Source organism: Polaribacter sejongensis, assembly GCF_038024065.1.
Lineage (GTDB): Bacteria > Bacteroidota > Bacteroidia > Flavobacteriales > Flavobacteriaceae > Polaribacter > Polaribacter sejongensis.
Window position 1 is genome coordinate 2,027,320 of the sequence record NZ_CP150667.1, and the last position, 14,927, is coordinate 2,042,246.

The 14,927-nt window shown below is 33.3% G+C and carries 7 protein-coding genes and 2 tRNA genes; 6 read left to right on the forward strand and 3 right to left on the reverse strand.

Annotated elements, in window-relative coordinates; genetic code table 11:
- Positions 1–3: 3 nt before the first annotated feature.
- The 3 genes from WHD08_RS08455 (at position 4) to WHD08_RS08465 (ending at position 7,442) form a co-directional block, all read left to right on the forward strand.
- Positions 4–1,245, forward strand: a complete 1,242-nt coding sequence (locus tag WHD08_RS08455; protein WP_208891127.1) for an ammonium transporter — start codon at positions 4–6, stop codon at positions 1,243–1,245.
- A gap of 217 nt (positions 1,246–1,462) precedes the next feature.
- A complete protein-coding gene (gene gltB / locus WHD08_RS08460; RefSeq protein ID WP_208891126.1) occupies positions 1,463–5,974 on the forward strand; it encodes a glutamate synthase large subunit in 4,512 nt (1,503 codons plus the stop codon).
- A 4-nt stretch (positions 5,975–5,978) separates the two neighbouring features.
- Positions 5,979–7,442 (forward strand): glutamate synthase subunit beta, encoded by a 1,464-nt coding sequence (locus WHD08_RS08465; RefSeq protein ID WP_165733023.1) that lies wholly within the window; start codon positions 5,979–5,981, stop codon positions 7,440–7,442.
- Positions 7,443–7,758: 316 nt separating this feature from the next.
- Here the strand turns inward: WHD08_RS08465 and WHD08_RS08470 are convergent, their stop codons facing one another.
- The 3 genes from WHD08_RS08470 to WHD08_RS08480 form a co-directional block, all read right to left on the reverse strand.
- Positions 7,759–7,977, reverse strand: coding sequence for a hypothetical protein (locus WHD08_RS08470; RefSeq protein ID WP_208891125.1), 219 nt, complete (start codon positions 7,975–7,977; stop codon positions 7,759–7,761).
- Between the two features lie 171 nt (positions 7,978–8,148).
- Positions 8,149–8,222 (reverse strand) — tRNA-Asn (locus WHD08_RS08475).
- A 469-nt stretch (positions 8,223–8,691) separates the two neighbouring features.
- Positions 8,692–8,765, reverse strand: a tRNA-Asn gene (locus WHD08_RS08480).
- A 195-nt stretch (positions 8,766–8,960) separates the two neighbouring features.
- Between WHD08_RS08480 and WHD08_RS08485 the strand changes: the two genes are divergently transcribed.
- The 3 genes from WHD08_RS08485 to WHD08_RS08495 all read left to right on the forward strand — a co-directional run bounded on the left by WHD08_RS08485 (position 8,961) and on the right by WHD08_RS08495 (position 14,927).
- Positions 8,961–11,696, forward strand: coding sequence for a 2-oxoglutarate dehydrogenase E1 component (locus WHD08_RS08485; protein ID WP_165733025.1), 2,736 nt, complete (start codon positions 8,961–8,963; stop codon positions 11,694–11,696).
- A 191-nt stretch (positions 11,697–11,887) separates the two neighbouring features.
- Positions 11,888–13,099 carry a 2-oxoglutarate dehydrogenase complex dihydrolipoyllysine-residue succinyltransferase gene (gene odhB / locus WHD08_RS08490; protein ID WP_208891124.1) on the forward strand — a complete coding sequence of 404 codons (1,212 nt, stop codon included), beginning with the start codon at positions 11,888–11,890 and terminating at the stop codon, positions 13,097–13,099.
- A 451-nt stretch (positions 13,100–13,550) separates the two neighbouring features.
- On the forward strand, positions 13,551–14,927 hold the full coding sequence (locus tag WHD08_RS08495) for an aldehyde dehydrogenase (RefSeq protein WP_208891123.1): 1,377 nt from the start codon (positions 13,551–13,553) through the stop codon (positions 14,925–14,927).

Sequence of the window (14,927 nt, forward strand, 5' to 3'; positions counted from 1 at the left end):
AACATGGAATTATTAACAATTAACAATGTATGGATGATGATCTGTACAGCACTAGTTTTCTTTATGCACTTAGGTTTTGCATTCTTAGAAATTGGTTTAACGAGACAGAAAAACACACTTAACATACTTTTTAAAAATATATTCATCATAACAACCGGACTTTTACTATATGCATTGGTAGGTTTTAATTTAATGTACCCTGGTTTCGCAGAAGGCTCTTCTGGAATTTTTGGTTTTGCAGGATTTGGATTATCATCTCCATTAACAGCAGAAGGCGCTTTAGACCTTACTTACAATGAAGGTTACACATATTGGACTGATTTCTTATTTCAAGGAATGTTTGCTGCAACTGCCGCAACCATAGTTTCTGGTGCTGTTGCCGAAAGAATGAAAATTCTTCCATTTATGATATTCGCCGTAATATACGTAGGTATCGTTTACCCAATTGCAGGTTCTTGGAAATGGGGTGGTGGATTTTTAGACCAATTAGCAACACCTTTTTATGATTTTGCAGGTTCTACATTAGTACACTCCGTTGGTGGATGGGCAGCCGTAGTAGCTGTTTGCTTATTAGGAGCTAGAATAGGAAAATTTAAAAAAGGAGAAATACAAGCAATCCCAGGTCACAACATACCTTTAGCAACTGCTGGTGTTTTAATACTTTGGTTAGGATGGTTTGGTTTTAACGGTGGTTCTGTTTTATCTGCAGATCCAGGATTAACATCTTTAACTTTAGTAACTACTTGTTTATCTGCTGCTGCCGGTGGAGTTGTAGCTGCTATTGTTTCTACTATAATGTATAAAAATCTAGATTTAACAATGTTCTTAAATGGTATTTTAGGAGGATTAGTGGGTATTACTGCAGGAGCAGATCAAATGTCTCCTACAGATGCTATTTTAATTGGTGCTATCGCTGGTGCAATTATTGTTTTTGCAGTTAGTTTAATAGATAAATTAAAATTAGATGACCCGGTTGGTGCTATTGCAGTTCACTTAATATGTGGTATTTGGGGAACTTTAGCAGTAGGTATATTTGGTAACCTTGCAGGTGTAGATCAATTTATTAGTCAACTAATTGGAGTAGCTTCTTATGCAGTATTTTGCTTAGCAACTTCGTTTATCATTATATACACTCTAAAGAAAACAATGGGAATTAGAGTTAGTGAAAAAGAAGAATTAGAAGGATTAGATGTTCATGAACATGGTATGGATGCATACCCTGATTTTCGTCTAAACGAGCACTAGTCACTTAATTAAAATGATGTTAAAAGTCTGCAAATTTAAAAATTTGTGGACTTTTTTTCTTATTTTATGAATATGCTAATAAAATTCCCTTAGATTGTCATAAGTAATCTTTTTACACGGTTTTATTGTTTTCATCATAAAAATCACATTAAAACAGCAAGAATACTGAATCCTTTTCAATAAAATACATAGATTTGTATATATAATTGAACACAATATGGAGAAACAAGGATTATACTTACCAGAGTTTGAACACGAAAATTGCGGTGCTGGTTTTATCTGTAATTTGAATGGAGATAAAACAAATCAAATCATACATGATGCCCTAGAAATTCTAGTAAAACTAGAACATAGAGGAGGTGTTAGTGCAGATGGAAAAACAGGAGATGGAGCCGGAATTTTAATAGACATACCTCACGACTACTTTAAACGAGTCTGTAATTTTCCTATACCCGAACAACGCGAATATGCAGTTGGAATGGTGTTTCTTCCAAAGGTTAGTAACCAATATGATTTCTGTAAAACCACATTTGAAGAAGAAATAAAACAACAAGGACTTGCCATTTTAGGTTGGAGAGAAGTTCCTGTAGACCCTTCTCAATTAGGAGAAATTGCCCTGACCTCTGAACCTAATATTGAGCAATTATTTGTAGGTAAAACAGATGAAATTGACGAAGCTACCTTTAAAGCGAAATTATATGCTGCTAGAAAAATAGCAGAACATACTATCAGAAAATCTAAAATTTCTGAAAGCAAATATTTTTACATTCCTAGTTTATCTATCACCACAATTATCTACAAAGGTATTATTATGCCAGAAGATATTGGACCTTATTATTTAGATTTACAAGAAATAGATTTAGTAACACGTTTAGCATTAGTACACCAACGTTTTTCTACTAATACAATGCCAACTTGGGAGTTAGCCCAACCATTTAGACACATGTGTCAGAATGGAGAAATTAATACTTTACGTGGTAATGTTAGTAGAATGAGAGTTCGAGAAGAAATCATGAAAAGTGATGTTTTTGGACCACAAATAGATAAATTATTCCCAATTATATTACCAGGAAAATCAGATTCTGCTTCTATGGATATGGTGGTTGAGTTATTAACCCACACCGGTCGTTCATTACCAGAAATTATGATGATGATGATTCCTGAAGCTTGGGAAAAACATAAAACCATGTCTAAGGAGCGTAAAGCTTTTTATGAATATAATGGTTGTATTATGGAACCTTGGGATGGACCTGCATCTGTACCTTTTACAGATGGAGATTATATTGGAGCTTTATTAGATAGAAATGGTTTAAGACCATCTAGATATACGGTTACAAAAAGTGGTAGCTTAATTATGTCATCAGAAATTGGTGTTGTAGATGTTGCCCCTGAAGACGTAAAAGAACACGGAAGATTAGAGCCAGGAAAAATGTTCTTGGTAGACATGAATGAAGGTAGAATTATTCAGGATGAAGAAATAAAAAGTAAAATTGTTTCTGAAAGACCGTATCAAGAATGGTTAGACAAATCTCGTTTACACTTAAAAGATGTTCCTTATAATGGTGAAACTTGTCCAATTGAAACCATTGACGTAAAAACGCGTCAACGTTTATTTAATTATACTTTTGAAGATATTCAAGAAGTAATTACACCAATGGCAATTGTTGGAAAAGAAGCCTTAGGATCAATGGGAATTGATACTCCTCTAGCTGTTTTATCAGACAGACCTCAATTAATATCAAACTACTTTAAACAATTATTCGCACAAGTTACAAACCCACCTTTAGATGGAATTCGTGAAGAAATTGTAACTGACATTAGTTTAAATTTAGGAAAAGACAGAAATATTTTCAGCATTACAAACAGACAGTGTAGAAAACTAAGAATTCAGAACCCTGTTATTTCTAATGCCGATTTAGAAAAAATAAGAAATATAGATATTGAAAGCTTCAAAGCGAAGACTATTGAAATTTTATATCCAAAAGCACAAGGATTAAACGGACTTGAAGATGCTTTAGACGCAATTGTTATTCAGGTAGAAAAAGCAATTGAAGAAAAAAACAACATCATTATATTATCAGACCGTGGCGTAAACCAAGAGTTTGCTCCTATCCCTGCTTTATTAGCATGTTCTTTTGTAAATCATCAATTAAACCGTTTACGTAAGCGTTCTTATTTCGATATTATTATTGAATCTGCAGAACCACGTGAACCGCATCATTTTGCAACTTTATTTGGTTATGGCGCTAGTGCTGTAAACCCATATATGGTTAATGAAATTATCAGAATGCAAGTTAAAGAAGGCTTCATAACTGGTATAGACGAGCAAAAAGCTGTTGATAATTTCAACCAAGCAATTGGTAAAGGAATTTTAAAAGTAATGAACAAAATAGGGATCTCTACTTTACACTCTTATAGAGGTTCTCAGATTTTCGAAATTGTAGGTTTTAACTCTCAATTTGTTGAAAAATATTTCCCATACACCGCTTCAAGAATCGAAGGTATTGGTTTATATGAAGTTGAAAAAGAAATTGACCAACGCTATAAACAAGCATATCCAGATAATCAAATTGACAAAAACTTAGGTTTAAATGTTGGTGGAGATTATAGATGGAGAAGAAATGGTGAGCGCCACTTATTTAACCCAACGACAGTTGCAAAACTACAGCAAGCAGTTCGTTTAAGTGATCAGGCGAGTTATGATGTATACGCTAAAACAATTAACGAACAATCAGAAAGTTTAATGACAATTCGTGGTTTGTTTCAGTTTGACAACTTAGATCCAATTCCATTAGAAGAAGTAGAACCTTGGACAGATATTGTAAAACGTTTTAAAACGGGTGCCATGTCTTACGGATCTATCTCTAGAGAAGCACACGAAAACTTAGCAATTGCTATGAATAGAATTGGAGGAAAATCTAATTCTGGTGAAGGTGGAGAAGACAGAAAACGTTTTCAAAAAGACATCAATGGAGACAGCAGAAACTCTGCAATTAAACAAGTAGCATCTGGTAGATTTGGAGTAACTTCTCACTATCTATCTAGTGCAAAAGAAATACAAATAAAAATGGCTCAAGGAGCCAAACCTGGTGAAGGTGGTCAATTACCTGGATCAAAGGTTTTACCTTGGATTGCAGCAGCAAGAAACTCAACTCCTTTTGTTGGATTGATTTCTCCTCCTCCTCATCACGATATTTATTCAATTGAAGATTTAGCACAATTAATCTACGATTTAAAGAACGCAAACAGAGACGCTAGAATTAACGTAAAGTTAGTTTCTGAAGTTGGTGTTGGTACTATTGCTGCTGGTGTTGCCAAAGCAAAAGCAGATGTTGTACTAATTGCTGGTTACGACGGTGGTACTGGAGCCTCTCCTCTTACCTCATTAAAACACGCTGGTTTACCTTGGGAACTTGGTTTAGCTGAAGCACAACAAACTTTAGTTCTTAATGATTTAAGAAGTAGAATTGTTGTAGAATGTGATGGACAATTAAAAACAGGTCGTGATGTTGCCATTGCAGCTTTATTAGGTGCTGAGGAATTTGGTTTTGCAACCGCTCCTTTAGTTGCTTCAGGTTGTATTATGATGCGTAAATGTCACTTAAATACCTGTCCGGTTGGTATTGCAACTCAAGATAAAGAGCTACGTAAAAACTTTAAAGGAACACCAGAACACGTAATTAACTTCTTCTTCTATATTGCAGAAGAATTAAGAGCAATTATGGCACAACTAGGTTTTAGAACACTAGACGAAATGGTGGGTCAGACTCATAAAATTAACGCAAACAAAGCGATAAACCACTATAAAGCAAAAGGTTTAGATTTATCTAGTATTTTACACAGACCAACTGCTTATAGAAGCATGATTGTTAAGAATACTGAAAAACAAGACCACAACTTAGAAGGAGTTTTAGACTTTACTATATTAAAAGATTCTCACAGAGCTTTATATAGAAAAGAGAAAATGAATTTAGCATATCCAATTAAAAATACAAACCGTACTGTTGGAGCAATTGTAAGTCATGAAATTTCTAAAATATATGGTCATTTAGGTTTACCTGAAGACACACTAAACATAAACTTCACAGGTTCTGCAGGTCAAAGTTTTGGAGCATTTGGAGCTCATGGATTAACATTTACTTTAGACGGTAATACAAATGATTATTTAGGTAAAGGTTTATCTGGAGCCAAATTAATCGTTAAGAAACCTGCAAAAGCAGACTTTTTAGCAGAGAACAACATTATTGTTGGTAACGTTTGTATGTTTGGAGCCGTAGCCGGTGAAGCATATATAAACGGAATTGCAGGAGAACGTTTTGCAGTTCGTAACTCTGGTGCAACAGCAGTTGTAGAAGGAGTTGGAGATCACTGTTGTGAATACATGACCGGTGGTAAAGTAGTTGTTTTAGGTAAAACAGGTAGAAATTTTGCTGCAGGTATGAGTGGTGGTATCGCTTATGTATATGACCCTAACAATACATTTATAAACGGACTTTGTAATACAGAAACTATTGAGTTCGAAGAAATCTCTGAAGAAGTTGCTGCTGAATTAAAAGCAACAATAGAAAAACATGTTTTATATACAGACAGTAAAAAAGGTGCAGAATTGTTAGCCGATTGGGATACAAGCTTAAAAAACTTTGTAAAAGTAATGCCAATTGAATACAAGAAAGCCTTAAAACGTATAGAAACAGAAGAACCAATGTTCGAAGAACTAACAATAGCATAATGTCATGGGAAAAATAACAGGATTTAAAGAATTTGAAAGACAGGATGAAACATACACTTCTGTAAAAGATCGTGTAAAAAATTATAAAGAATTTACAGTTCCTCTTTCTGAAGAAGAAATAACAAAACAAGGATCACGTTGTATGGATTGTGGTATTCCTTTTTGCCATAGTGGTTGTCCATTAGGAAACCTAATTCCAGATTTCAATCATATGGTACACCAAGGCGAATGGAAAAAAGCATCATGGATACTACATTCTACAAACAATTTTCCAGAATTTACAGGTCGCTTATGCCCTGCTCCATGTGAACAATCATGTGTATTAGGTATTATTGAAGACCCAGTTTCTATTGAAAATATTGAAAAAAACATTGTAGAACGTGCTTTTAAAGAAGGCTGGATAAAACCTCAACCTCCTAAAAACAGAACAGGAAAAACAATTGCAATTGTTGGTTCTGGTCCTGCAGGATTAGCAGCAGCACAACAATTAAACAGAGCAGGTCATACAGTAACTGTGTTTGAAAGAGATGATGAAGTTGGTGGCTTACTACGTTACGGAATTCCTAATTTTAAATTAGAAAAAGGAATTATAGATAGAAGAGTTGCTATTTTAGAAGCAGAAGGAATTATATTTAAAACAAACGTAAACGTTGGTGTTAACTATAGTGTAAAAGAATTAAAAGCTTTTGACAGTATTGTATTATGTGGTGGTGCAACAGAAAGACGTAGCTTACCAACCCCTGGTATTGATGCCGATGGTGTAGTACAAGCAATGGATTTCTTAACACAACAAACAAAAGTTGTGTTTGGTAAAGAAGTAAAAGACCAAATATTAGCTACAGATAAAGATGTAATTGTAATTGGTGGTGGAGATACAGGATCTGATTGTATTGGAACTTCAAACAGACACGGAGCAAAATCTGTGGTAAACTTTGAAATTATGCCAAAACCTCCAGGACACCGTTCACCAACAACTCCTTGGCCTTTTTGGCCTTTACAATTAAAGACCTCATCTTCTCACAAAGAAGGTGCAGATCGTAACTGGTTAATTAACACCAAAGAGTTTGTTAAAGATGCAAACGGAAAATTAACTGCTTTAAAAACAGTTAATGTAGAATGGAAAATGGTTCCAGGTCAAAGACCTCAGTTAATAGAAATTGCAGGTACAGAAAAAACATGGCCTTGTGATTTAGCTTTATTAGCATTAGGTTTTACAGGTCCAGAAAGTACTTTAGCAGATAAATTAGGTCTTAAAACAGATGCTCGTTCTAACTACAAAGCAGAATACGGAAAATATCAAACCAATGTTAAAAACATCTTTACAGCGGGAGATATGCGTCGTGGACAGTCTTTAATTGTTTGGGCGATTTCTGAAGGAAGAGAAGCAGCAAGACAAGTGGATTTATTTTTAATGGGTAAAACAGAATTACCTTCTAAAGATGTTACAGGCGATTTAGTTGCTATGTAATTTATCCAAACTATCAACTCTAATGATTCCGTATTTTCGGAATTGTATCGAGAATATATCAAAACTCATCAATTTAATTATTGATGAGTTTTTTTATTTTAAAATAGCTCTAATATTTTGGGCGTGCCCATTTTTAAAAGAACATAATTTATAACAACAGACATTTAGCTTAAAAATGGTCAGGCTATCCATTACAAGTCCTCGATCGTGCCTCACTGCGGGCTTTTTATTACTATCCTTCACGCGGTATTCAATATAAAAAACAGAAGTAAGCAAAAGCAATTATCAGCATAAACTATACTAATCAAGTGTTCACTTAATCTCTCTCAACTCCTTTTTCAAATTTCCCAAAATTATCTGTCGGATTCAACCATTTGTTTTTAGTTGACGTATAAATTTTTAACGGTATATTTTCTACTTCTTTTATAGACTCATCTACTAATAGTAAATTATTATTCACCACTACCACTTCATCAGCCTCAGTTAATAGATCACTTATTCCACCATCATCAATATCATCTTCTTTTGAATTCATAAGAAACTCTACAAAGAACACAAGGCCTAAAAGAAAAAAACTAAAAAAAATAAAAACATTTACCACTTCGCATAAAATCAAATAACGCAATCAACCACTCCACAATGGTCTAAATTTAAAAAATATAGACACAAAAAAAAAGCCTTATCAATAAAGATAAGACTTTTTTAGCTCCCTCTCAAGGACTCGAACCTTGGACCCTCTGATTAACAGTCAGATGCTCTAACCAACTGAGCTAAGAAGGAGTTTGCTTCACATATAATATGATTAGCGACTGCAAATATAAATCTTTTTATTACTTGCACAAGTGTTTATTAATTTTTTTTTGCACTAAAAAGAAAGTATTTTATGTCTAGTAAAAAATCTACAATCTCTCGACTTTAACTTTCTAATATTTATGCATAATTCCTAGATCCTACACCACTATTTATTCAGCTGACTAAAGTAAACGCAAAGTGACAATAAATTTTTGCACCTTAATATTTATACAAAATTATCAAGTCATACAATGTTTGGACTTGATTCGTTCAATTGAAGTATCCAAAATAGAAATAATTTAAAAGTCAAAGTTCTTCTTTTTTAGTTTACTCCACAACTTTTTGTGTTGATCCATTTTTTGCACTAAACATCTATGATCTTTAGTCAACACAAACTGAATCTAAAAAAGTTTAGAACAAAAAAAAAAGTCTTATCAATAAAGATAAGACTTTTTTGCTCCCTCTCAAGGACTCGAACCTTGGACCCTCTGATTAACAGTCAGATGCTCTAACCAACTGAGCTAAGAAGGAGTTTGCGACACATAATTGTGTTTTGCGAGTGCAAATATACATCCTTTTTTAACTTCACCAAACAATTTTTAAAAAAAGATTAAAAAAAAACAAAAAAAAGTATTTTGTATTATTATCAATAAATAATACGGGTTTACTACAAAATTTGTATTTTTGATTCTGCATTACATACTTTAAAAAAGTAGAAACTATAATATGGATAAATTTTCGTTTTTAAACGCAGCACACACAGGCTTTATAGCTGATTTATATGATAAGTATTTGATAAACCCAGATGCCGTAGAACCAAGCTGGAGAAGCTTCTTTCAGGGATATGATTTAGCAAATGAGAATTATTCTTTAAAAGATGAAGAAGAAGTTTCATCAGAAATACCTCAAGAAGTTCGTAAAGAATTTTTTGTTGTCGATTTAATTAATGGGTACAGAACACGTGGTCATTTATTTACAAAAACAAACCCGGTTAGAGATAGAAGACAGTATTACCCTACTTTAGATCTTGAAAACTTTGGACTTTCCGAAATCGATTTAGATAAAGAATTTTCTGCAGGTGAAGTTTTAGGCTTAGGAAAAGCAAAACTTTCTGAAATTATAAAAAACTTACAACGTATTTACTGTGATTCTATTGGTGTAGAATACATGTATATGCGTAACCCAGAAAAATTAAAATGGTGGCATGAACGTTTTAATAAAAACGACAACCATCCAAACTACTCTATAGAGGCTAAAAAATATATTTTAGGAAAACTAAACCAAGCAGTAACTTTTGAGAGTTTCTTACAAACTAAATATGTAGGTCAGAAACGTTTTTCTTTAGAAGGTGGAGAAACCTTAATTCCTGGTATGAGTGTTATCTTAAGAGATGCCGCAGAAAAATACGGAGTTAAAGAATGTGTTTTAGGAATGGCGCATAGAGGCCGTTTAAATACCTTGGTTAACATCTTTAAAAAACCTGTTAGAGATTTATTTAGTGAATTTGAAGGGAAAGATTTCGAAGATGAAGACATCGATGGAGATGTAAAGTACCATTTAGGTTTAACGTTAAGTAAAACTTTTAGAGATGGTAACGAAATAAAAATGAATTTAGTTCCAAATCCTTCGCACTTAGAAACTGTAGCTGCAGTAACAGAAGGAATTACAAGAGCTAAAATAGATAGAAAATATAATGGTGATGCTAGCAAAATATTACCAATTATAATTCACGGAGATGCTGCAATTGCAGGTCAAGGTATTGCATATGAGGTAACTCAAATGGCAAAATTAAATGGTTATAAAACAGGTGGTACAATTCACATTGTTGTAAATAATCAAATTGGTTTTACAACTAATTATTTAGATGCACGTTCTAGTACGTACTGTACAGATGTAGCAAAAGTAACTTTATCGCCAGTATTACACGTAAATGCTGACGATACAGAAGCTGTTTGTCACGCTATGGAAATGGCGTTAGAATTTAGAATGAAGTTTAAACAAGATATTTTTATCGATTTATTAGGCTATAGAAAATATGGACATAATGAAGGAGATGAACCTCGTTTTACACAACCTACATTATACAAAGCAATCTCTAAACATAAAAATCCAAAAGATATTTATGCAGAACAATTGCTTTCAGAAGGTTCTATAGACGGCTCTTACTTAAAGGAAATTACTACCGAATTTAAACAAATGCTTGAAAGAGAATTTGAGGAGGCTAAGAAAGTAGAAAAATCAATCGTAAGGGAATTTATGCAATCTACCTGGGAAGGATATGAGCGTGAAGACCTGGACACAATGTTACTTACGGATAATACAACGTACGAAGAAGATAAGTTAAAAAATATAGCAAAGATTGTTTCTACAGTTCCTGAAGGAGCTAACTTTGTTAGAAAAGCAGAACGTATTTTAGCTGGTAGAGCTAAAATGACTTTTGAAACGAATAACTTAGACTGGGGAATGGCAGAAACACTTGCCTACGGAAGTTTAATGGAAGAAGGATATAACATTCGTATTTCTGGACAAGATGTAGAAAGAGGAACATTTTCTCACAGACACGCTATCTTACGTGATGAGGTTACAGAAGAGCGTATCAACTTATTAAATACAAACCCTAATAATAAAGGACAAATGACGATTTACAACTCGTTATTGTCTGAATACGGTGTACTTGGTTTTGATTATGGTTACGCCATGGCAAACCCTAATACATTAACAATTTGGGAAGCACAGTTTGGAGATTTCTCTAACGGTGCACAAATTATGTTTGACCAATATATTTCTGCAGCAGAAGATAAATGGAAATTACAAAACGGAATTGTAGTCTTATTACCTCACGGTTATGAAGGACAAGGTTCTGAGCATTCATCTGCTAGGATAGAACGTTACTTACAATTATGTGCTATAGATAATATGACGGTTGCAAATTGTACAACACCTTCTAACTTTTATCATTTGTTACGTAGACAAATGAAACGTACGTATAGAAAACCTTTAATTGTATTTACACCTAAAAGTTTATTACGTCATCCAAAAGCAGTTAATACGATTCAAGATTTAGCTACTAGTGAATTTCAAGAAGTTATAGATGACACACTAGCACCTAAAAAAGTAAAGAAAATAGTTTTCTGTATGGGTAAATTCTATTATGATTTACTTGAAGAAAGAGAAAATTTAAAAAGAGATGATATTGCTTTGGTAAGAATAGAGCAATTATTCCCTTTACACTTAGAGAAAATACAGAAAGTAATAGATAGATATCCTAATGTAGAAGAATACATTTGGGCACAAGAAGAACCAAGAAACATGGGAGCTTGGAGTTATATGTTAGAACGTTTTGAGTTGGTAAAATTAACAGTTCGTTCTCGTAAATACTATGCAGTACCTGCAGCTGGTTCTAGTACAAGATTTAAAAAACGTCATAAAGCTGTTATAGACAGTGTTTTTGATACTGAGTAAAAGCGTTAAGGATTGAAATGACATCCTTTTTTACTGTCAGTTCGAGTGAATTTGCTCTTTTGCAAATTTGTATCGAGAACAGAAGTAAAAAAGATATAATGGAAAGCCTGTTAAAACGCCCAAATAAATAAAATAAAAAAATAATTAAATAGCGTACCGTATTAAGTTTGGTATTAATAAATTAAGAAAGCATGAGTGTTTTAGAAATGAAAGTTCCTTCTCCGGGGGAATCAATTACAGAAGTAGAAATTGCAACTTGGTTAGTAGAAGATGGTGATTATGTAGAAAAAGATCAACCTATTGCAGAAGTAGATTCTGACAAAGCAACCTTAGAATTGCCTGCTGAAGAAAGTGGAATTATCACTTTAAAAGCAGAAGAAGGTGACGCTGTTGCCGTTGGTGCAGTTGTTTGTTTAATTGACACAAGTGCTGCAAAACCAGAAGGTGATGCACCTGCAAAAACAGAAGCGCCAAAAGAAGAAAAGAAAGTTGAAGTAAAAGAAGCGCCAAAAGCTGCTACATACGCAACTGGAACAGCTTCTCCTGCTGCTAAAAAAGTTTTAGCTGAAAAAGGAATTGCTCCTTCTGCTGTAAAAGGTAGTGGAAAAGATGGTAGAATTACCAAAGATGATGCTGTAAAAGCAGTACCTTCTATGGGAACGCAACCTGCTAGTGGTTCTAGAGGAACAGAGCGTAAGAAAATGTCTATGTTACGTAGAAAAGTTGCAGAACGTTTGGTAGCTGTAAAAAGCGAAACGGCTATGTTAACTACTTTTAACGAAGTAAACATGCAACCTATTTTTGATTTACGTACAGAATATAAAGAAGCTTTTAAAGCAAGACACGGTGTTGGATTAGGCTTTATGTCTTTCTTTACTTTAGCCGTGGTTAGAGCTTTAAAATTATTTCCAGATGTAAACTCTATGATTGATGGAGATTATCAAATTAAAAATGATTTTCAAGATATTTCTATTGCAGTTTCTGGACCAAAAGGTTTAATGGTTCCTGTTATTAGAAATGCAGAAAACTTATCTTTTAGAGGTGTAGAATCTGAAGTAAAACGTTTAGCAATTAGAGCAAGAGACGGTCAAATTACTATTGATGAAATGACTGGTGGAACTTTTACAATTACCAACGGTGGTGTATTTGGTTCTATGTTATCTACTCCTATTTTAAATCCTCCACAAAGTGGAATTTTAGGAATGCACAACATTGTAAACAGACCAATGGCTGTAAATGGCGGAATTGTAATTCAGCCAATTATGTACGTTGCTTTATCTTACGATCATAGAATTGTAGATGGTAGAGAATCTGTAGGTTTCTTAGTAGCTGTTAAAGAAGCTTTAGAAAACCCAGTTGAGTTATTGATGGACAACAATCCAGCAAAAGCATTAGAAATGTAAGTTCGATTTCTAGATAATTAGAAATTTAGACTTTTAGACTTTTAGATATTAAAAACCTTTTTGAGAAATCAGAAAGGTTTTTTTTATTTGAAGCTATTTCCTGCTTTCACTACTCGCTTTTTTGTCATTTTTCAAAAAAGAGCTCAAACAGATAGCCTGTCTTGAGCCTGACGAAAGGTTCAATCAGGGCTAGACTTGTTTGAATATTCTTTTATAATGATAATGTCATTCTCAAAGAAAGACGTAAGAACAACGAGTAATCTAGAGTTTTTCCTTTTATAAAGTTTAAATAGCATAACTCAATTTTGGCTGTAATAAATAAAATTAAATCACGACAAAAATAATAGTAGCATTTAAAAGTCATAATCCACTAATTTCTATTTAATTTAGTGATAAAGAATGCTTTTACAATTCTTAAATATTTCAACAATCAGTAATTAGATATATTACCATGAAAGAAACATCAAAAGAAATAATTCTAAAAAACATAGCAGCACATAAGTCATTTTTTGCAACACATAAAACAAAAGATATTAGCTTTCGATTAACGCAATTAAAAACGTTAAAAAAAGCCATTCTTCAATATCAACAAAAAATTGAAACTGCTTTATGGAAAGATTTACATAAATCACCAGAAGAAGCTTATTTAACAGAAATAAGTATTGTTATTGGTGAAATTGACAACCATATTAAACATTTAAAAAAATGGGCAGCACCTAAAAAGGTTACCTCTTCGCTACATTTAATTCCTGCTTCTAGCAAAATTATTTACGAACCTTTAGGTACAGCATTAATAGTTGCGCCTTGGAATTATCCTTTTCAATTACTAATTAACACTTTAGTTGGTGCAATTTCTTCAGGTTGTTGTAGCGTACTTAAGCCATCTCCAGATACACCAACCGTTGCAAAGGTTATGGAAGAGATGATTTTAGAAAACTTTGACTCTAGTTACATTAGTGTTGTCCATGGAGGAAAAGAAACCAACACCATATTATTTGCACAACGTTTCGATATCATTTTCTTTACCGGAAGTCCAAGAGTAGGAAAAGTAGTAATGAAAGCTGCTGCAGAAAATCTAACACCAGTCGTTTTAGAGTTGGGTGGAAAAAGTCCGTGTATTGTAGATGCAGATGCAAATATAGATATTGCCGCAAAACGAATTATTTGGGGAAAATTAATCAATGCAGGACAAACATGTATTGCGCCAGATTACCTTTTTGCACACGAATCTATTAAAGACGAATTACTAAATAAAATTGCCAAAAACATCAAAGACATGTATGGTGATGATATTAAACAAAGTCGTTTTTATCCACGTATTGTAAACCAAAGTGCTGTAGAACGATTAAGTGGTTTATTAGATCAAGGAACCATACATACAGGTGGAGAAATCGATATGAAAGAGAAGTTTATTGCTCCTACTATTATTGATAACGTTCAGCCTGATTTTAAAATCATGCAAGCAGAAATATTCGGACCAATATTACCTGTAATGAGTTTTAGTCATATTAATGAAACTATAGATTACATCAATAAAAATGAAAAACCTTTGGCTTTCTATTATTTTGGAAAAAACAAAAATGCGAAAGATATTTTAGCAAAAACCTCATCTGGTGGCGCTTGTATAAATGATACATTAATGCATGTAAGCAACCATCATTTACCTTTTGGAGGTGTTGGAAATAGCGGATTAGGAAACTACCACGGACAATACAGTTTTTTTGCTTTTAGCCATAAAAGAGCGGTTGTAACCAACCCAACTTGGATAGATTTACCTTTAAAATACATCCCTTTTAAATACTTTAATATTATTAAAAAACTTCTTTAA